The sequence below is a fragment of the Aromatoleum sp. genome, assembly GCF_032027225.1.
Lineage (GTDB): Bacteria > Pseudomonadota > Gammaproteobacteria > Burkholderiales > Rhodocyclaceae > Aromatoleum.
Map to the genome: position 1 here is coordinate 209679 of NZ_JAVSMM010000002.1, position 19425 is coordinate 229103.

The window sequence follows — 19425 nt, forward strand, 5'->3', positions numbered from 1 at the left end:
CCGATGAGCGAAAGAAAGGTCGCCATCGTCACCGGCGGCAGCGCCGGGATCGGCGCCGACATCTGCCGACGGATGCTCGACGACGGCTACGACGTCGTGTCGCTCGCGCGCCGCGCGGCCGACTGGCATCACCCGCGCCTGACGAACGTGCAGGTCGACCTGCTCGATGCCGCGGCAACCGAAGCCGCCGCACGTGAAATCGCGCGCGACTTTCCGGTGAGCCACCTGATCCACAACGCCGGCGTCATTTGGCCGAAGCTCTTGCCGGAGGTCACGCTCGACGAGCTGCAAGGACTCACGCAGATCCACCTCGGCGCGGCGATCAGCCTGATGCAGGCGGCGCTGCCCGGGATGCAGGCGCGCGGTTTCGGGCGCGTCGTGCTGATGTCGTCGCGCGGCGCGTTGGGACTCGCGACCCGCACCGCGTACTCGGCGACCAAGGCCGGCATGATCGGCATGGCGCGCACCTGGGCGCTGGAGCTCGCGCCGAAGGGGATCACGGTCAACGTCGTCGCGCCGGGCCCGATCGCAACCGACATGTTCCACGACGTCGTCCCGGCCGGCAGCGAACGCGAGAACCGGCTCGCAGCGAACATCCCGGTCGGACGCATTGGCCGCGCCGATGACGTCACGCGCGCGGTGATGTTCTTCGCCGATCCGCAGAACAGCTTCGTCACCGGCCAGACGCTCTACGTCTGCGGCGGCGCGAGCGTCGGCACGCTCACGATCTGACGACCGGAGGCGACGAAAGAAATCCCCCGGCCCGGAGGAGAACGTGCAGGCAGCCACGACACCGATGCTGCCTGTCCGTCCGAGTCCAGCCACCCGCAGTCGAGCAGTTCCATAACAATCAGGCGCCGCACGGCGCCAACCCACGGAGACGAACCATGATGCTGAAGAAACTTCCCGCCGCCGTCGCCTTCGCCACGCTCGCCGTCGCCTCGCAGTCCGCGCTCGCGCAAGTGAAGATCGGCGTCGTGTCGTCGGCGACCGGGCCGACCGCGCTCGTCGGCATTCCGCAGAAGAACACCGTGCCGCTGCTGCCGACGAAGATCGGCGACCTCACGGTCGAATACATCGCCCTCGACGACGCAAGCGACCCGACCGCGTCGGTCACCGCGGTGAAAAAGCTGATCTCCGAGCAGAACGTCGACGCAATCATCGGGCCCTCCGGCTCACCGAACGCGATGGGCGTGATCCAGTTCGTCGCCGAAGCCGGCGTCCCGCTGCTGGCCCCGGTCGGTACCGCCGCCGTCGTCACGCCGATGGACGACAAGAAGAAATGGGTCTTCAAGACCACCCAGAACGACGACATCATCGCCAGCGCGCTCGTCGAGCACATGGTCAAGAGCGGCGTGAAGACCGTCGGCTTCATCGGCACCGGCGACCCGTACGGCGAGAACTGGCACAAGGTGTTCTCGGCGCTCGCGGAGAAGAACGGTCTCAAGGTCACGGCGAACGAGCGCTTCCAGCGTTCCGACACCTCGGTCACCGGGCAGAGTCTCAAGCTGCTTTCCGCACGTCCCGACGCGGTGCTGGTGGCCGCGCCGGGCGGACCGTCGGTGCTGCCGCAGACGACCCTGCACGATCAGGGCTACAAGGGCCGGGTCTATCAGACCCACGGCGCCGCGCTGCCGGACTTCCTGAAGCTCGGCGGCAAGAAGATCGAAGGCACGGTGCTCGCCGCGAGCCTGATGCTGGTGCTGCCCGAAATCGCCGACAGCAATCCGTCCAAGAAGGTCGCGAGCGACTACATCGGCGCCTACGAAAAGCTGCACGGCTCGAAGCCGGCGACCTTCGGCGCCAACGTCTATGACGCGGGTCTGCTGCTCCAGCAGGCGATCCCGCTCGCGGCGAAGACCGCGAAGCCCGGCACGAAGGAGTTCCGCGCCGCACTGCGCGACAGCCTCGAGCAGACGAGAGAGCTCGTCGGCACGCAGGGCGTGTACAACATGAGCAGCGGCGACCACAGCGGCTTCGACGAGCGCGGCCGCGTGATGATCGCAGTGAAGGACGGCGGCTGGACACTGGCGAAGTAAACGGGCGATGGGGCGGGGAGCGAGGCGAAGGCCTCGCCCTCGCACCCTGCCGATAGCAGCGTCTAACGGCCCCGCGGCACCCGAGGGTCGAGCGAGCACGCTTTGGCGCCCGTCCCTGGCGGAATCGTTAGCGCGTCAACGGCCGACACGCCGCTCCGCTAGGGTTCGCCGATATCCTCGTTCCACAGCGCGGGCCTCGTCGCGATGAAGCGTGCCATCATCTCGACGCATTCGGGATCGTTCGCGACGATCAGCTCGACGCCCCGGCCGGTAACGTAGTCCTCCGGCCCGCGAAAATTGACGTTCTCACCGACGACGATGCGCGGAATCTTGTAAAGCAGCGCCGCACCGCTGCACATGTCGCATGGCGACAACGTGGAGTACAAGGTCGCCCGCAGATAATCCGACGCAGCGAGACGGCCGGCGTTCTCGAGGCAATCCATCTCGGCGTGCAGGATCGCACTGCCGTTCTGGATGCGCCGGTTGTGCCCGCGGCCGACGATCTCGCCGTCGATGACGAGCACCGATCCGATCGGAATGCCGCCCTCCGCGAGACCCTGCCTCGCTTCGGCGATCGCCTCTTTCAGGAATCGATCCATCGGAATCTCCTTCGCGCGTCTAGGCCGAAACCCCGTGTCCGAAAGCGCCCGGGTGACGACTAGAATGCACGTCTTTCCTGACTCCTTCAAACGCGGAACCGCCCCGCAGGATCTTCCCCGATGCGCCTCGAACATATCCGCCAGCGCCTGTACGCATACGGAGCGAAGCCCTGTCACGCGCAACATGTATTGCGCCTTTGGGTGGAGGCGCGCGCGCAGGACGGCGGACGCGTGCGGCCGGAGGATTATCTTCCGCTCGCAGTCCGCGACGCGCTACCGCAACTGACCGACGAGCTGCACGGGCTTGCGCGACTGCGCCTGGCGCATCGCGCCGCGGACGACTCCGAACGCCTGCTGGTCGAGCTCGCCGACGGCCAGACGGTCGAGAGCGTGCTTCTGCCGCGCGACGGCCTCTGTGTGTCGACGCAGGTCGGCTGCGCCGTCGGCTGTACCTTCTGCATGACCGGGCGCGGCGGGTTGTTGCGCCAGTTGGGCAGCGCCGAGATCATCGCGCAGGTCGCCCTCGCGCGCGCACGACGCGCGGTCAGGAAGGTGGTGTTCATGGGCATGGGCGAACCGTCGCACAACCTCGACAACGTCCTCGAAGCGATCGAGTTCCTCAGCACGATCGGCGGCGTCGGTCACAAGAACCTCGTGTTTTCGACCGTCGGCGACCGACGCGTATTCGAGCGCCTGCCGCAAGGCAAGGTCAAGCCGGCACTCGCGCTATCGCTACACTCGACGCGGGCGGAACTCCGTGCCGCACTGATGCCGCGCGCGCCGCGCATCGATCCGGAAGAGCTCGTCGAGCTCGCCGAACGATTCGCACGCACGACGGGCTACCCCATCCAGTATCAATGGACGCTGCTCGAAGGCATCAATGACAACGACGCGGAACTCGACGCGATCGTCCGCCTGCTGCGCGGCAAGTACGCGGTGATGAACATGATCCCGTACAACAGCGTCGACGGCGTCGCGTTCCGGCGCCCGTCGGACGAACGTGCGCTGGCGATCGCCCGCACGCTCAATACCCGCGGCGTGCTGACGAAGTTGCGTCAGTCGGCCGGGCAAGACATCGACGGCGGCTGCGGCCAACTCCGGGCGCGCGGACGCAGCATCGAACCGAGTCCGTGTTGAATTTTTTCGCGGACCGTGGTCAACCAATGACACCCTAGTCACAACAGGAATGAACATGCACCGTCCCCCGCATCTCGACGCGCTCTACGACAACCTGAACCGCAACGCCGGAAAACCGATGGGCCCGCTGCAGAAGTTCGGCGCGGCAGTCGTCGCGGTCATCGTCTTCGGTGTCTCACTCGCGTTCTCGGTGATGTTCTTCGCAGTCGTCGCAGCCATCGCCCTCGTCATCGGCGCCTACGTGTGGTGGAAGACGCGCGACCTGCGCAAAGCGATGCGGCAGGCGCAGGCGCAGGCACATCAGCGGGGTCCGCAGCGCCAAAGCGGCAGCGGCATCGTCATCGAAGGCGAGGTCCTGCGCGAGGTGCGCGACGACCCGAATCGCGGCTGAAGTTCGGGAGTGGTTAGCACCCGGGATGACGAGCACTCGAGCGCGGGCAGCGCAAAGCCGAGCACCGCGACGAACATCGCGGCAGCAACGTCGAGCACGCCGGGCAGTGGGCCGCTCGTCATCTTCTTGCCGCCGCCGTGAGACAACCACCGCGGAACGAATTACGCCGACGACGGCAATCAATGGCAGCACAGGCATCCCGCAAGATGCGCGGCCGCCACAAAAAACAAAAAAGCCCTTGAAAACTCAAGGGCTTTTTTAACTACTGGTTGGCGGAGAGTGAGGGATCTAAACTCGCCTTTCACATAGAATCAGTCAATATCATAAACCATCGTTAATTCAGATATTTGCCTGTTTATTCAGGGAAAGTAAGTATCACTCCGTTGCATTCCGCGTCGTTAAATGGCACCATGGTTTGGGGGTAGGAAATAGGGTAGCAGGTTAGGCGGAGAAACCATGGGGCGTGAAATTGAAAAGCTGAAAGCGCTTACGGTGAGCAAGGCCAAGAAGCCGGGCTACCTCAGCGATGGCGGCGGCTTGTACCTTCAGATTTCGCCGTCCGGCAGCAAGAGCTGGATTTTCAAATACACCCGCCACGGGCGCGCCAGAGAGATGGGCCTGGGCCCTTTGCACACGGTGACGCTCGCCGAGGCCCGAGAATTGGCCGTGCGGCAGCGCAAAGTCTTGCTGCGCGGCGATGACCCGATCGACATACGCGACGCCGAGCGCCGCGGGCGTGAGCTCGAGGCGGCCAAGCACCTGACGTTCGACGAGTGCGCGAAACAGTACATCGAGGGGCAGGCGAGCGGCTGGAAAAACCCGAAGCATCGGGACCAGTGGGAGAACACCCTCGCCACCTATGCGAGCCCGCATATCGGAACGGTTTCTGTCGCCGACGTCGATACCGGGTTGGTGCTGAAGTGTCTGGAGCCGATTTGGAGTTCCAAGACCGAGACGGCGACGCGGCTGCGCGGACGCATCGAGAAGGTGCTCGATTGGGCGAAAACGCGGGGCTATCGCACGGGAGAGAACCCGGCGCAGTGGAAGGGCCACCTCGAGCACTCGCTCGCAAAGCCGAACAAGATCTCCAAGGTGACGCATCATGCCGCCCTGCCGTATCAGCAGATCGGCGCTTTCATGGCTGAACTCCGGAAGGAAGCTGGCATTGCGGCCAAAGCCCTCGAATTCACGATCCTGACCGCCTGCCGTACCGGGGAGGTGATTGGCGCGACCTGGAGCGAGATCGACCGCGAGTCGAAGCTGTGGATCGTTCCGGGCGAGCGCATGAAGATGGGCGCTGAACACCGGGTGCCGTTGTGCGCCCGAGCCCTCAAGATCTTGGATGAAGTCGACCCGCTTCGAACCAAGGACGGCTACATCTTCCCCGGCCTAAAGGAAGGGAAGCCGCTAAGCAATATGGCAATGCTCGCGCTGCTCGACCGAATGGGCCGGGGGGATCTCACGGTGCATGGATTCCGTTCGTGCTTCCGCGACTGGGCGGCCGAAACAACGGGTTTTCCTCGCGAGATATGCGAGAAGGCCCTCGCCCACCTCGTCGGCGACGAGTCCGAACGGGCTTACCAGCGCGGCGATCTGCTCGAAAAGCGCAGGCGAATGATGGATACGTGGTCGCGGTTCTGCGCGAAGCAGCGGCCCGAGGGAGAAGTCGTCCCGATGAGGAGCAATTCCGCCGCGTGACGGGTATCACGCAAAGCGGGCCGACGGATGGTGCAACATCCGCCGGCCCTATCCGCAACGTGAAATGGAGGTTTCACATCATGGCCTACGCCAATTTTACCGCCCCCGACGCCGAGGACTCCGCAACCAGTTGTGTCCCACGGGTGAGAGTTGTTGTCCCGTTCCCCACCGCGCCGCAAGTGTGCAGGGAGACCATCGCGCTGCTGGAGGATCTACTCGAGGATGCCCGCTGCGGAGAAGTAACGGGGTTGGCGTTCGTCGCTATGCGCAAAAGCAACGCGTACGTAGCCGATGCGACCGGGGCGGCCTTCATCAATCCCACCTTTGCCCGTGGCATGGTGGCTTCGCTCGATGACTATCTCCGCGACCTCGTGCACCGGAAGAGATGACCGCCTCAAGGCGCTGACGGGGTAATGCGCTTCCATCGCGTGTAGGCCTGCCCGCGGCGATCGTACCTGCAGATGGACGCGATGGTCCCTTTCGGCACCCCCGTCGCGGCGGAGATCTCGGCGTAGGTGAGCCCCTCGTCCTCGCGCAAGGCGCGGACGCGATCGACCATTTCATCGCTGTGGCGGCAGTTCTGGTGGTACTTGCCGATCCGAAGCCCCTGATCGTTGACTCCAACGTAGGTGTCCTGCATGACGCTTCCCCGTGACCAGAAGACCGTAGGGGAACACTTCACTCGCCGAATACGCGTACACCTGCGGAAGCGCCAATCAGTTTGCGCAAATCCTCGTTTTTTACAAATCGTTACAATATACACCGACGGCGAGCGGCGGAAATTGGCGGACTTGCACGGATGATTATGCGCGCGCCATCTTCGCCTCTACCGGTTTTCGACTACGAAGCGACTGCAAAACTTGGTATCTAATTCATGTCGGAATCACTCAGGAGGTATCCGACATGATCAAGAATGAAGCGCGCGCCGAGGCGGTTGAAGTCGTAGGCCGACTGCCCGAGACAGGCTACGTTCGCCCGTCACAACTTGTCCCCGTAATCCTGCCGATATCCCACCCCACGCTGTGGCGTTGGGTGAAGGCGGGAAAATTCCCGAAGCCTGTGAAGTTGTCGGGGCGCGTCTCGGCCTGGCGGGTCGAGGATGTGCGCGCATGGCTCAAGAACCCGACCGCAGTGTGACAGGGGCGAGCCAATGATCCGCCACCACCACCCAGGGGGCCAGCACATCGACCCGACCTGCCCGCGTCCGGCACCCGCAAACAGCATGCGGATACAGTTTCACGCCCCGGTCGCATACGCCAACATCCGCGGCCCATATCACATCTCGATCGGGCTCGAGGCTCCGGCCGTCGTGTGGGGTCGGGACGGACGATGCTGGGCGTTCCTCCACGATTTTGACCCCCGTTCTGTCGACCAGATCCTGAGCCAGTATAGAGGCGCGGCGCATCAGCGGCGCAGCCAGTGGGGCGCGCCGTTCACGGAGCGCTGACATGAGCGTCCGCACCATGTCTCGTGTATGGGAGGCGTCGAGGCATTCCGGAACCGATCTCCTGATGCTCCTGGCGATCGCTGACTTCGCGGACGATGACGGGAACGCCTATCCCGCCGTAGCCACACTGGCGAAGAAGTGCCGGATGACCCAGCGCAATGCAAATTTCATTCTGGCGTCGCTTCGAGAAAGCGGCGAGCTGATCGTTCGGCAGAACGAGGGTCCAAAGGGCACGAACAGGTACTTCATTCCCGTTCAACCCCTGAAGCCTGCTTCACCCCTGAAGCCTGCTTCACCCCTGAAGCCTGCTTCACCCCTGAAGCCTGCTTCCCCCACCCCTGAAGCCCACTTCCCGAACCCCCTGAAGCCCACTTCAGACGAACCATCAGTGAACCACCATGAACCGTCAGTGAAAGGAAACGGGCGCGCGACCGCACCCGCCCCCGCTTCGCCCGAGGCGAAAAGCCGAAAACCGCAAATCACCTTCGATTCGTTTGTCGATGGACGTAAGGCGGCAGGCGAAAAACTCATCGCTGCAGACGACCCGATTTTCGACTGGGTCGAGAACGCCGGCATCCCTGAAGACTGGCTGCGACTTGCCTGGATCGAGTTTTCTGCCCGCTACAAGGGGAACCCCAAGCGGTATGCCGACTGGCCGGCGACGTTCAGAAACGCGGTGCGGAACAACTGGTTCAAGTTCTGGCGCGTTGCCGAACAGGGCTACGTGCTGACGACTGAGGGCGAGATGGCCCGTCGTGCGGCAGCGGCTCCGGCTAGCCCGGTGGAGTGCGCAGCATGAGTACCATCATTGCCCCGGCCGCCGAGCAGATCGTTATCGGCTGCTGCCTGCAGGGTCAGATCCTGGCCGACCGCGTCGCCGGCCTCGCCCCGGAGCATTTCGCGATCGAAGCGCACCGCGACGCGTTCGCGGCAATCCTCGCATCCTGGCACCAGGGCCGCCCGGTCGATGTCGTGCTACTCGACGAGATGCTGAAGCCGAGCCCCGGCGATGCGGACCTCGGGTACTGGGTCGAATGCGCCGAACAGGGCTTCAGCTTCGCGATGCTACCGGCGCACGTCTCGACGGTGCGCAACAAGGCGATGCGCCGCGCGTTGCTCGCTGCGGCGGGCCAGATCGCGAGCATGGCGTACGCCGACGGGGACGTCCGCGAGATCCTGGCGAACGCCTCGGCGGCTGTCTCGAAACTGGCCGACGGCGCCGTCACCCGCGGTCCGCGCCTCGTGCGCGACGTGCTGACCGACCATCTGCCGGGAATGGGTGAGCGGTGGGACGGGCGCAAGGACGGACTGAGGACCGGGTTTGCGCATCTCGACGCGAAGCTGCGTGGGCTGCGCGCCGGGAATCTCGTGCTGATCGCCGCGCGCCCTGCGATGGGCAAGACCTCCCTTGCGATGCAGATCGCCGCGAACGTCGCCGAGAACGGCGTCGTCGTCGCCTTCTCGCAGGAGATGGCCGACACCGAGCTCGTCGATCGCCTGCTCGCCTCGGCCGGCCGCATCGACCTGTCGAAGATCATCGGCGGCGGGCTGACGCCGGACGATCACGACCGGCTCGCCAGCGCAGTCGGGCGCCTCAACGGCATGCGGCTCTACGTCGACGACCAGCCGGCGCAGCGCATCAGCGACATCCGCGCGAAGGTGCAGAGCGTGCGCCGCAAGCACCCGATCTCGCTCGTCGTCGTCGATTACCTGCAGCTGATGACGGGCGACGGCGCGAACCGAAACGCCGAGATCGAGCAAATCAGCCGCGGCCTCAAGACGCTCGCGAAGGAAATCGGCTGCCCGGTGATCGCGCTGTCGCAGCTCTCCCGCGAGTGCGAGAAGCGGCCGAACAAGCGCCCGATGCTCGCCGACCTGCGCGACTCCGGGGCCATCGAGCAGGACGCCGACATCGTCCTGATGATCTACCGCGACGAGGTCTACAACCCCGACACTCCCGACAAGGGCACGGCCGAAGTTCTGATCCGGAAGAACCGCCAAGGGCAGACCGGCGACGTGCGCCTGACATGGCTCGGCGAATACACCTCGTTCGCGGACTGTGGCTACCAGGCGGCGCGGCAGCAGAAAACCAAGCAGCGATTCGCCCGGAGGGGATTCGATGACTGACCCTCTCCTCATGAGCCGCGCAGCCCGTCGGCTTCGTGGCTACGTCGAAGCGTTGGAGCCCTTCCGAAACGACCCGTTGCTTTACGCCGCGGCCCTTCGGCTCATTGAACTGGGCGAGGCCGCCGGCATGTCCCCTACGGTCTTCGAGTTCGCTGGACGGGAGTGCCTCGTAGATGGGGTGCCGATCCCGTCCCAGTGCAAGGGGCTTCCGATCGCCTGGTTGGTGCTGACGGCTCACCAGTACCGGCTGGGTGCGGTCGAACTTGGGTGGATCTTCGACGGCCGGAGGGCGCCCGGCAGCGCCGTTCAGACGTTGAGGAGGGCTGCCGACGACGCCGGACGCGTGAGCCCGGCCCTGGGCGCCGCCATCCGAAGCATTGGCACAGAGCGGGGGAAGTTTGTCGTGAAAGGCGACGTCCGCGGCATCGTCTGCACGTCGCCCAAGCTCAGGGCGGCTTGCGCGTGATTTCGGCGTGACTTTTCACTGCGCATAACGGCGCACGGGTGACGATCGGGGCATCTCAAACGGAGTGCCCCCACATGAAGCTGCCCCAGACCATCGACGACCACATCGCCGCCCGGCGGCGTGACATCGCCGACTGCCGCGCCCTGCGCGGCGCCGCCACCTTGCGCCAGCTCGAAGGCGACAAGAACGCCCCCAACGAGATCGACGCGCTCGAACGCGAGATCGCCGAGCACGAGCGTGCCATTGCCAGGCTGGAAGATGCCAAGAACGCCGCGGCAGCCCAACAGACCGAGGAAGGCCTCGAGGACCGTCGGCAAGCGGTGAAGGCCGCGGCAGCTACCGTCACCCGGCTTGACGCCGAGATTGACAACGTCGCGGAGCAGATGCTCGAGCATCTAGAGGCCCTTGCCCCTCTCGTCGCTCAGATCGACGCCGCGTTTGGTGAGCGCCGAAACGCCATGTGGAGCGGCTTCCGTTCCGGGGTCGGCTCCGCCCAGGCCATGCGTCGGTTCGACGGCATCGACAACATGCACACGGAGAGCTCCGTCGCCGCAGCCCTGCAAAGCGCCCTGTTCAACACGGGCTTGGGGCGAGGCCGGCTCACGATGCAGCACGTGCATATCGGTCGCGGAGTGGCTTACACCCTGGAAGACATGCGCACCCGTCTCGCGAAGGTGCGCGACAAGGTCCGCGGCGCCTTGGAAGTGTCCCGGGCCGCGATTGATCCCCAGGAGCTGGCGCAATGACCGACGATCTCGCAGCCCGGATGTACCCGAGCATGGCCGGCCCCGCGGAACCGGCTGGCAATTCCACGCTGATCACCGATGCGCAGGCGACCGCGCAGCCGGCGCAGACGCCACCGCAGGAACGTCGACAACTTCTGGACGACCCGGACGCGGTTGAGCGCATGTACGCGAACCAGCCCATTTATGAGGTGGCGACGCGCTCCGTCGCGAACCGAGCGATGGATCAGGCGCTTATGACCAGGGAGGACGCCGAGGCGTACGCGCGAGGCTGGGAGCAACAGTTCCGTGCGCTCGGACTCAGCGCGCTGCAGGCCGAGAGCATGCCCGTCATCGGCAATCCCACGCAGGAGATGCGCGAGATGTGGCGCGAAGACTCCAAGAAGGTTCTGCAGCAGGACTTCGGGCGCGAAGGTGCCGGCCGCGCGCTGCAGGACGCCAAGACGTTCCTCGCGAAGCATCCGCCACTCCAAGCGCATCTGCAGAAGACGGGTTTGGTGGACAACCCCGTATGGGTTCGGGTGCTCGCTGCCCGAGCCGCCGACGCCCGCAAGCGGGCCAAGCTCTGATCGTAACTGGAGAACGACGTGATCATTGACGCACAACTGCACTTCGCAAATCGCCAGGCCCTCTCTGCCGGCACAACCGAAGGAACCGACCGGATCGACCGCGGGCCGGTCGCGGCCGGCAGCCTCGTATCGCTCGACGACTTCGGGCTGTGGCTGGCAATCCACTCGAACGCCGGCACCGTGCAAGCCGTGGTGGAGCACTCCGATGACAACTCGACCTTTTCGACGCTCATCAAGACCGCCGCCTTCTCCGGCACCGGCGAGAAGAAGCTCGAACTGCCGCCCCTCTCGAAGCGGTACCTGCGCGTGTCGTTCGTCAGCAGTGGCGCGGCGAATGTGTCGGCCGGCATCGCGTGGCTGCAATGACAGATCAGCCCGGAAGCAGCCATGCATATTGAAATCCACCCTGTTACCGCCGAAGACGTCGAGTTCGTCGCTACCCACCTCCGCGAAGCGGACCGGCTCGAACTGAGCCTCTCACGCCCTGCCATTGCACCGCCCGACACTGTGCGGGAAGCGGCAGCGATATCCGAATCGTGCCGCGTGTTGCGGGCAGGTGACGAGGCCGTGGTGATTTTCGGCGTCGTGGCCGCGCGCGCCGATCCGATCCTGCATTACGGCGTCCCGTGGATGGTCGCAAGCGATCGCATTGCCGAAATCCGCAAAGGCTTCATCGAGGCCAGCCGCATCGAGGTCGAGGCAATGCACGCGCGCTTCCCCGTGCTCTACAACCGGGTGCACCGAGACAACAAGGTATCGATGCGGTGGCTTCGGTGGCTCGGCTTCACGATCGAAACGACGCCGACCGGCCCAGATAACCAATTCCTCAACTTCTCAATGGAGCATGACCATGTGTGAGCCCGTTTCCTTAGCCGTACTGGCTGCCGCATCCGTTGCACAAGCGGTCCAAGCGCGGAGCACTGCGAAGGACCAACGCAGTGCGCAGAAGAAGGCCGAGCGTTCCGCGCTCGCGCAGCAACAGCAGGCCGAGCGCGAGTTCCGCATGCAGGACAAGAAGCGTCCGGACATCTCGGGCTTGCTGGGCGCGAACGCGGCGGCGGCCGGCGGTGGCGTGGGTTCGACGATGCTGACCGGCCCGTCCGGTATCGACTCGTCGTCTCTGTCACTCGGGAAGAACACGCTGCTCGGGAGCTAACCCAAGTGAGAGCGGGGCTTCTTTCCCGGGTCGAGCGTCTTGAGCAGGGCGCCCGCCACGTCCCCATTGTCGTGGAGACCGGCGTGCCCCAGCCCGATTGCGCGGAAGGCGGCTCCATTGTGATTCTTGTTCCCCAGGCGACGCGCGCTGCGCACGTGATGCCGCGAAGTTCGGGGCTTAGGGGCATCGATGGCCACTGAAAACGACGCCGAAGGCCGCAGCCGCGCTGCGGATGGGCTCCGACCCGGGCGGGTTCGAATTCCGCTGCGCAACCTCGACGAGGTGCAGCGCGAGCTCGCCCGCCTCTACCGCGACATGCGCGGCGGTGTGATCGAGAGTCAGGACGGAAGCCGCATGGCCAACGTTTTGCAGATTCTTGCTCGCGTCATTGAGGGCGGACAGATCGAGGCGCGACTCACCGCGCTTGAAGAGGCCGACAAGCGGAGGTTCCTGCAATGAGCATCGCACCGTCGAGAAAGAGCCGTCTACGGCATCTGGAAGCCGCGCGATCGCAGTCCCTCGCCCTGCCGCTGGCCGAACGCCTACGACAAGCCCGACGGCGAATCGAAATCGAGCCCCGTGCTTCTGACGGTGAGCGCCTTCAGCGCTACGAGGCACTGGTCAAGAAGCACCCACACAACATGCAGATTGCCCGTCTTCTCCGTGCGGTCCGGCGCGTCGCCGCCGCCAAGGAGCTCCCATGATCAATCGAAATGGATATCTCAACGTCGAGGAGCTGGCGTCATTCCTCGGCTATGCGAACGTCGCCGCCACGAGGTACGGCAACAACTCAAGGACACCCCAATGACCGACCCCAATGTCGAGCACTACGTTGAGCACTACGTTGAGCGCGCCGCCGCGCTCGGCATCGACCCCACCAAAGCCCGAGAGGAGGCCGAGGGCATCAAAGCGCTCTTCGCTGCGTTCCCCCGTCCCCGCCCCGTGGAAGTGCCCCCCAGCGCCTACGGCACGCTGTTCCCAACTCCCCGGAGGCGCTGACATGGGCGACGAATTCGACTTCGACGCGGCCGTAGCTGCGACACTCAACCCGCGAGCCAATGCGCACGATGTACGGCTCGGCTTCGTCACCGCGATGGACACGAACCCCGACGCGCAGGCCGAAGCGCGCCGCGTTGCGCGCTCGACGGGCGTCCCGATCGACACCGCGTTCAACCTGCCAGCCGAGACGAAGAGGCAGGCGCGACTCGGCGAGATCGACTTCGAGGCGCTCGCGCAGACCTCCCCGGCCACCGCCGCACTGCTCGCAGACGTGGAGCGCGCGAAGCTCGCACACGACGACGTCGACCAGCTCTCGCTGGTCGAGCGCTCCGTTCGCCAGTTCGCCGGCGGCGCCGTGGAGGTTGTCGGGAGCAAAGCTGCCGGCTATGGCGGTCTGCTGGACATCGCGCAGCGCAACATTGCCGGGGCGATCGGCTCGCTGTTGCCGACGCCTCGTGCAGGCGGCGAGGCGATGACAGATTCCATTGCCGGCCCATTGATAGGTGAAGGCTGGCGCGAAGGCGGCGCGCTCGTGAAGCAATTTGCTCGCAACAAGGTGATGGTGCCGTCCGGGCGACGCACGTTCTACGATGACGTGACGGGCGGGCTCGGGCAGCTCGCGGGGCAGATTGCCACTTGGCCGATCGATCGCGGGATCGGCCTGTTCGCGCAGGGCGCCGACATCATGGACGAGCGGATCGCGCCAGACCTCGCGACGCAGGGCGCGAAGGATCTCGCCGTGCTCGGCGGCGCTGCCGTGACCGGCATCACGGAGAAGTACGCGCTCGACAAGATCCTCGGGCCGCTCGCCGTGCCGGTGAAAAACCAGATCGCCGCGACCCTCGCGCGGGTCGGCATCGCCGGCGCCACTGAAGGCGCGCAGGAGATGGCCGAGAACCTGGGGCATGACGCGCTACGCAACCTGCTGACCAACCCGAACGCCGGCTTCGACCTCGGCGGCACGCTCTACGAGGGTGGTGTCGGCGCGACGGTCGGCGCGGTTGCCCGCTCCGTGATCGAGGCAGCGCTGCATGTGCGGGCGCGCGGGGCACAGCGTGAGCAGCAGGTGCAGCAAGGCGCGCAGGATGCTCAGGCAGTGCAGGAACTGGTGAAGACGGCCGAGCTGTCGAAGCTGCGCGAACGCGCGCCAGATCTCTTCCAGGAAATGCTCAGCCAGGCCGCACCCAATGCGGCTCTATTCATCGACGCGGAGGCTCTCGCGGGCGCCTTCGCGCAGTCGGGTGTCGCGCTTGACACCGCGTCGCCCGCCATCGCGGAACAATTCGACACGGCCCTTGCGAACGGCACCGCCGTCGAGATCCCCGTCGCGCAGTTCATGACGCACTTTGCGGGCAAGCCCTACACCGAGGCGCTGCTCGAGAACGTGCGCACGCGTCCGGACGGCATGAGCCCGGCGGAAGTGCAGGCACTCTTCCAAGGGGAGCGGGACCTCGGCGCCGAGATCGCGCAGCTTGCCGGCGAGCAGGCCGCAGACCTGCAGCGCGTGGCCGAACTCAGCCAGATCGAGCAGGATCTGTTCGACCAGTTCAACACCGTGGGGCGCTTCACGCCGGATGTGAATCGCCAGTACGCGGCGCTGCCGCGCGCCTTCTTCGACGTCATGGCCCAACGCCTGGGCACGACGCCGGCCGAGCTCTACGGCACCTACCGGCCCAACGTCGTCGGCGAAACGCTCATCACCGCCGACAGCCTGGAGCAGACGCGCCGCGGGGCCTTCGTGCCCGAGACGCGGACCATTGCGCTGCTCAAGAACGCGGATCTCTCAACCGCCTTGCACGAATCGGCCCATTGGTTCCTGGAGAGCTACGCCGACATGGCGAAGACCGCGCCCGCGCTGCAGCAGGACATGCAGACGCTGCTCGGCTGGTTCGGTGTGCAGGATCTCGCCACCTGGCAGGGGATGACGCTCGATCAGCGGCGCGAGCAGCACGAGAAGTTCGCCCGAGGTTTCGAGTCCTTCCTGATGGAAGGCAAGGCGCCGTCGATCGATCTGCAAAGCCTCTTCCAGCGCTTCCGCGCGTGGCTCACGTCCGTCTATCGCAGCCTGAAGGGGCTGAACGTCGAACTGACGCCGGAGGTTCGCAGCGTGCTCGATCGCATGCTCGCGACCGATAGCGCGATCGAGGCCGCACAGCGCGCCCGCGCGATGAATCCGCTCTTCACTTCTGCCGAGCAGGCTGCCGAGTTCGGCATCGACTGGAACGACTACCAGGGCATGACGAGCGCCGCGAGTGCCGAGGCGCTCGGGCAGATGGAAGCGCGCAGCGTGCGCGACATGACGTGGACGTCCCGGATGCGCGAGGCCACGGTGAAGCGCCTGAACCGCGACGCCATCGACAAGCGCAAGGAAGTCCGGAAGGAAGCACGGGACGAGGTTGCCGCGAAGCCCGTCTATCGCGCGCTGCGCTGGTTCAAGCGCGGAGAGATGACTGCGCCCGACGGCGAGGAAATCAAAGCCACCGCGGGCCATCGCTTGTCGATTCCTGCCTTGAAGGCGATGTACCCGGAGGGCGCGCTCGCGTCCGTCGAGTGGGAAAAGCTCGGTTACGGCAAGTACGGCGCACTCGCCGAGGAAGGCATGCACCCCGACCAGGCCGCCGAGATCTTCGGCTTCTCGTCCGGCGATGCGATGGTGCGCGAGCTGCTGCAGGCCGAGCCCTTCGCCCAGGCGGTGGAGGCGCTTACCGATCTACGTATGCTCGAGCGCTACGGGGATCTCACGAGCCCGGAGGCGATCGGCCGCGCCGCCGACGAGGCGATCCACAACGATGTACGGACACGCTTCCTTGCGACCGAGCTCGCCGGCCTGCAGAAGGCAGTCGGCAGCGCCCGCCTCATCGAGCGCATGGCGAAGGAGCACGCCGCGGGGCTCATCGCGCAAACGGTGGTCGGCAAGCTGCGCCCGGCGAAGTACGCCGCGGCCGAGGTGAAGGCCGGCAAGCTCGCCGAACAAGCGCTCAAGAAGGGCGACATTCGGGAAGCGATCCGGCAGAAGCGCAACCAGATCATCAACCACGCCGCCACGCGGGCCGCCTACGAGGCGCAGGCGGCCGCACAGAAGACGGTCGCGCGCCTGCGCAAGATCGCCGCGACGACCGGCGACGCGCTGGCAAAGGAACGCAACGCCGACATCGGGAACGCCGCCCGCGCGATCCTCGCCGAGTACGGGCTCGGGACGCGCGGCAGGAATCCGCGCGAGTACATGGAGGCGGTCAAGGCCTACGACCCGGATCTCTACGCGGTGCTCGAGCCGATGCTGCTCGACGCCGAGGCGACCGCGAAGCCGCTCGACGATCTCACCGTCGGCGAACTGCGCGCGCTCTCGGACTCGGTCGAGTCGATCTGGTACCTCGCGCGACGCGAGCGCCAGGTGGAGATCGACGGGCAGCTCATGGACCGCGAGCAGGTCACGCAGGCGCTCACCGACCGCCTGAACGAGCTCGGCGTGCCCGAGACCGTGCCGGGCGAAGGCCGCGCCGTCACCGAGCGCGAGAAGACGATGCGCTACCTCGCGGGCGTGCGCGCCGCGCTGCGCCGAGTGGAAGCGTGGGTCGATCGCATGGACAGCGGCAAGATCACCGGCGCGTTCCGGCGCTTCGTCTTCACCCCGATCAGCGAGGCGGCCGACGCCTACCGGGCCGACGCGGCACGCTACCTCAAGCGCTACCGCGACCTGCTGAAGGCGATCGAGCCGACGTTGAAACCCGGCAGGATCGACGCGCCCGAACTCGGCTACACGTTCGGGTTCTCGAAGGGGGACGCCGGCAAGGCCGAACTGCTGCACGCGCTGCTGCACACCGGCAACGACTCGAACAAGCGCAAGCTCCTGCTCGGCCGGGGCTGGTCCACGGAGCCCGCGCCGGGCGTCCTCGACACGTCGCGCTGGGATGCCTTCGTGCGCCGGATGATCGCCGAGGGCAAGCTCACGAAGGCCGACTTCGACTTCGTCCAAGGGGTGTGGGATCTGCTCGAGGAGATCAAGCCGCTCGCGCAGAAGACGCACCGCGCCGTTTTCGGCCGCTACTTCGAAGAGATCACCGCCCACGAGTTCGGAACGCCGTTCGGCGTGTATCGCGGCGGCTACGTGCCGGCGATCACCGACACGTTCGAAGTGCAGGACGCGGCGCTGAACGCGCAGCTCGACGCGATCAACCAGGGCAACGCGTTCATGTTCCCGGCGACCAATCGCGGCTTCACGAAATCCCGCGTCGAGTACAACCGGCCGCTCGCGCTCGACCTGCGCCTGCTGCCGCAACACATGGACAAGGCCCTGCTCTTCGCCCATATGGAGCCGAAGGTGCGTGACGTGATGCGCACGCTCCGCGCAAAAGGGCTCGCCGGCATGCTGAACCGCTACGACGCCACGGCCTACACGGACCTGCTGCTACCGTGGCTCAACCGCGCGGCGAAGCAGACCGTCGAGACGCCGGCCACCGGCTGGGCAGGAAAGCTCACCGACAAATTCTTCCGCGGGGCGCGGCGGCGCTCTGGCATGGCGGCGATGTTCGTCAACTTCACGAACGCCATGCAGCAGATCACCGGCCTGTCGATTGCCGCCGTGAAGGTGAAGCCTCACTACCTCAAGGCGGCGACGTGGCGCTACCTCCGGGCGCCCTCCGAAGTGGCCGAGCAGATCGCAGCGCTGTCGCCGTTCATGGCGACCCGCCAGCAGAACGAAGTCATGCAGATGCGCCAGGCGATCGATGACCTCCTGCTGAACCCCAACGCGTACGAGAAGGCGCAGGCGTGGAGCGCGAAGCACGCGTATTTCCTGCAGAGCGCGGCCCAGAACGTTGTCGATACGATCACCTGGGCCGGCGCCTTCGACCAGGCGACGGCAGACGGGGCGAGCGAGCAGGACGCGATCCGCGCCGCGAACGCCGCCGTGCGCGAGACGCAAGGCAGCTTGTCGCCGGAAGACATCTCGAGCTTCGAGTCGGGCACGGCCTTCACGCGGGTTTTCACGCAATTCACGAGCTACTTCAACATGCAGGCGAACATCCTGGGCACTGAGTTCGCGAAGATCGCGCAGGACGTCGGGCTGAAGGCCGGCGCGGGCCGGTTGTTCTACGTGCTCCTGCTCGGCTTCCTCGTGCCAAGTTGGGTGTCGGAGGCGATCGTCCTGGGGATGCGCGGCGAACTCGGCGACGAGGACGACGACGGCTATCTCGACGACTTCCTCGCGTTCTTCCTGGGCGCCCCGGCACGCAACGCAGCGGCGATGGTTCCGATATTCGGACAGGGGGCGGTCTTGGTCTGGAACAGCTTCAACCGCAAACCCTACGACGACCGGATGAGCACCGCGCCGGCGGTGTCGATGATCGAGAGCGCGGCCAGCGCTCCGCACTCGGTCTATAAAGCGATCGCGGAGGACGGAAGCTGGAAGCGGGCCGCACGTGACACGCTCACGCTCGTGAGCATCTCCACGGGCATTCCAGTGTCGGCGCTCGGCAAGCCGATCGGCTACGGGCTGGACGTGGCCCAAGGCAGGGTGGAGCCGACCAGCGCAGCCGACGCGATGCGCGGCGCCATGTCCGGTGTGGCGAGCGCCGGCAGTAAATGACGTCAGCGCGCGTTCCTGCCAACGACTGAACGTGCGTTCGCCCTTTTCGCGAGATAGCTTGTCCAGGCGTCACGGTAGGCGCCAAGCCCAAACCAGAGTGCGTAGATCAGAAGAAAGGGCCAGAGAGTGGCCCAAAGGACCCACCATTCGTGCCCTTGGTAAAGCCGCGCCCGCCACGGCAACAACGCCACGGCGATGACGAGCCCGGGAGTCGCCGCCCCGAGGCTCCACAGGATTTCGGAAGCCGTGATCACCGCGGTTGCTCCTTCGAATGCGAAACGCTTTCCTGAGCGCCGCGCGGTGTGAAACGAGTTTCACCGGTGGCGTAGTTGGCATAGTAGCGCTCCCCGGGGCGCCCTCTACGCCCGAAACCCATTTCAAGCCCCGCAATTGCAGGCGTGCGGTCTAGGGGTAGAAATGGGGGTAGCTGATTTCAGGCAAGAAAAAAGCCACTGGAATCAGTGGCTTAG

Annotated in this window: 21 protein-coding genes; 19 read left to right on the plus strand and 2 right to left on the minus strand. The window is 65.7% G+C overall.

All coding sequences use genetic code 11. From position 1 onward, the window contains the following. The first annotated feature begins 3 nt into the window (after nucleotides 1–3). Both ROZ37_RS04145 and ROZ37_RS04150 read left to right on the plus strand, forming a co-directional pair. Nucleotides 4–732, plus strand: a complete 729-nt coding sequence (locus ROZ37_RS04145) for an SDR family oxidoreductase (RefSeq protein WP_312657743.1) — start codon at nucleotides 4–6, stop codon at nucleotides 730–732. A gap of 155 nt (nucleotides 733–887) precedes the next feature. Further along, entirely contained in the window at nucleotides 888–2039 is a 1152-nt protein-coding gene (locus ROZ37_RS04150; protein WP_312657744.1) for an ABC transporter substrate-binding protein, read from the plus strand. 158 nt (nucleotides 2040–2197) lie between these two features. Here the strand turns inward: ROZ37_RS04150 and ROZ37_RS04155 are convergent, their stop codons facing one another. Then, nucleotides 2198–2638, minus strand: a complete 441-nt coding sequence (locus tag ROZ37_RS04155; RefSeq protein WP_312657745.1) for a nucleoside deaminase — start codon at nucleotides 2636–2638, stop codon at nucleotides 2198–2200. A gap of 120 nt (nucleotides 2639–2758) precedes the next feature. Between ROZ37_RS04155 and ROZ37_RS04160 the strand changes: the two genes are divergently transcribed. From ROZ37_RS04160 to ROZ37_RS04175, 4 genes are all read left to right on the plus strand, one after another. Further along, nucleotides 2759–3775: an RNA methyltransferase gene (locus ROZ37_RS04160; protein ID WP_312657746.1), complete on the plus strand. Its 1017-nt coding sequence runs from the start codon at nucleotides 2759–2761 to the stop codon at nucleotides 3773–3775. A 55-nt stretch (nucleotides 3776–3830) separates the two neighbouring features. Next, nucleotides 3831–4166, plus strand: coding sequence for a hypothetical protein (locus tag ROZ37_RS04165; RefSeq protein ID WP_312657747.1), 336 nt, complete (start codon nucleotides 3831–3833; stop codon nucleotides 4164–4166). Between the two features lie 456 nt (nucleotides 4167–4622). Further along, on the plus strand, nucleotides 4623–5864 hold the full coding sequence (locus tag ROZ37_RS04170; RefSeq protein ID WP_312657749.1) for a phage integrase central domain-containing protein: 1242 nt from the start codon (nucleotides 4623–4625) through the stop codon (nucleotides 5862–5864). A gap of 80 nt (nucleotides 5865–5944) precedes the next feature. Beyond that, entirely contained in the window at nucleotides 5945–6253 is a 309-nt protein-coding gene (locus ROZ37_RS04175) for a hypothetical protein (RefSeq protein WP_312657751.1), read from the plus strand. Between the two features lie 5 nt (nucleotides 6254–6258). Here the strand turns inward: ROZ37_RS04175 and ROZ37_RS04180 are convergent, their stop codons facing one another. After that, nucleotides 6259–6504 carry a hypothetical protein gene (locus ROZ37_RS04180; protein ID WP_312657753.1) on the minus strand — a complete coding sequence of 82 codons (246 nt, stop codon included), beginning with the start codon at nucleotides 6502–6504 and terminating at the stop codon, nucleotides 6259–6261. A gap of 263 nt (nucleotides 6505–6767) precedes the next feature. On the opposite strand from ROZ37_RS04180, the gene ROZ37_RS04185 reads away from it, so the two are divergent. The 13 genes from ROZ37_RS04185 (at nucleotide 6768) to ROZ37_RS04245 (ending at nucleotide 18955) form a co-directional block, all read left to right on the plus strand. Continuing rightward, entirely contained in the window at nucleotides 6768–7001 is a 234-nt protein-coding gene (locus ROZ37_RS04185) for an AlpA family phage regulatory protein (RefSeq protein WP_312657754.1), read from the plus strand. 311 nt (nucleotides 7002–7312) lie between these two features. Next, nucleotides 7313–8110 carry a helix-turn-helix domain-containing protein gene (locus ROZ37_RS04190; RefSeq protein WP_312657756.1) on the plus strand — a complete coding sequence of 266 codons (798 nt, stop codon included), beginning with the start codon at nucleotides 7313–7315 and terminating at the stop codon, nucleotides 8108–8110. After that, nucleotides 8107–9438: a replicative DNA helicase gene (gene dnaB / locus ROZ37_RS04195; RefSeq protein ID WP_312657758.1), complete on the plus strand. Its 1332-nt coding sequence runs from the start codon at nucleotides 8107–8109 to the stop codon at nucleotides 9436–9438. The genes ROZ37_RS04190 and dnaB overlap by 4 nt, the downstream gene beginning before the upstream one ends. Then, nucleotides 9431–9904, plus strand: a complete 474-nt coding sequence (locus tag ROZ37_RS04200) for a hypothetical protein (RefSeq protein ID WP_312657759.1) — start codon at nucleotides 9431–9433, stop codon at nucleotides 9902–9904. Before dnaB ends, ROZ37_RS04200 begins: the two co-directional genes overlap by 8 nt. Before the next feature lie 74 nt (nucleotides 9905–9978). Continuing rightward, a complete protein-coding gene (locus tag ROZ37_RS04205) occupies nucleotides 9979–10650 on the plus strand; it encodes a hypothetical protein (RefSeq protein ID WP_312657760.1) in 672 nt (223 codons plus the stop codon). Continuing rightward, complete coding sequence (locus ROZ37_RS04210; protein WP_312657761.1) at nucleotides 10647–11216, plus strand: hypothetical protein; 570 nt, start codon at nucleotides 10647–10649, stop codon at nucleotides 11214–11216. Before ROZ37_RS04205 ends, ROZ37_RS04210 begins: the two co-directional genes overlap by 4 nt. An 18-nt stretch (nucleotides 11217–11234) precedes the next feature. Continuing rightward, nucleotides 11235–11582: a hypothetical protein gene (locus tag ROZ37_RS04215; protein ID WP_312657763.1), complete on the plus strand. Its 348-nt coding sequence runs from the start codon at nucleotides 11235–11237 to the stop codon at nucleotides 11580–11582. A gap of 21 nt (nucleotides 11583–11603) precedes the next feature. Beyond that, nucleotides 11604–12074 carry a hypothetical protein gene (locus ROZ37_RS04220; RefSeq protein ID WP_312657764.1) on the plus strand — a complete coding sequence of 157 codons (471 nt, stop codon included), beginning with the start codon at nucleotides 11604–11606 and terminating at the stop codon, nucleotides 12072–12074. Beyond that, nucleotides 12067–12372, plus strand: coding sequence for a hypothetical protein (locus ROZ37_RS04225; protein WP_312657765.1), 306 nt, complete (start codon nucleotides 12067–12069; stop codon nucleotides 12370–12372). Before ROZ37_RS04220 ends, ROZ37_RS04225 begins: the two co-directional genes overlap by 8 nt. Before the next feature lie 189 nt (nucleotides 12373–12561). Beyond that, nucleotides 12562–12831 carry a hypothetical protein gene (locus ROZ37_RS04230; RefSeq protein WP_312657767.1) on the plus strand — a complete coding sequence of 90 codons (270 nt, stop codon included), beginning with the start codon at nucleotides 12562–12564 and terminating at the stop codon, nucleotides 12829–12831. After that, a complete protein-coding gene (locus tag ROZ37_RS04235; protein WP_312657769.1) occupies nucleotides 12828–13076 on the plus strand; it encodes a hypothetical protein in 249 nt (82 codons plus the stop codon). The genes ROZ37_RS04230 and ROZ37_RS04235 overlap by 4 nt, the downstream gene beginning before the upstream one ends. Before the next feature lie 100 nt (nucleotides 13077–13176). Next, nucleotides 13177–13371 carry a hypothetical protein gene (locus ROZ37_RS04240; RefSeq protein ID WP_312657770.1) on the plus strand — a complete coding sequence of 65 codons (195 nt, stop codon included), beginning with the start codon at nucleotides 13177–13179 and terminating at the stop codon, nucleotides 13369–13371. 1 nt (nucleotide 13372) lies between these two features. Beyond that, on the plus strand, nucleotides 13373–18955 hold the full coding sequence (locus ROZ37_RS04245; RefSeq protein ID WP_312657771.1) for a hypothetical protein: 5583 nt from the start codon (nucleotides 13373–13375) through the stop codon (nucleotides 18953–18955). The last annotated feature ends 470 nt before the right edge of the window (nucleotides 18956–19425 follow it).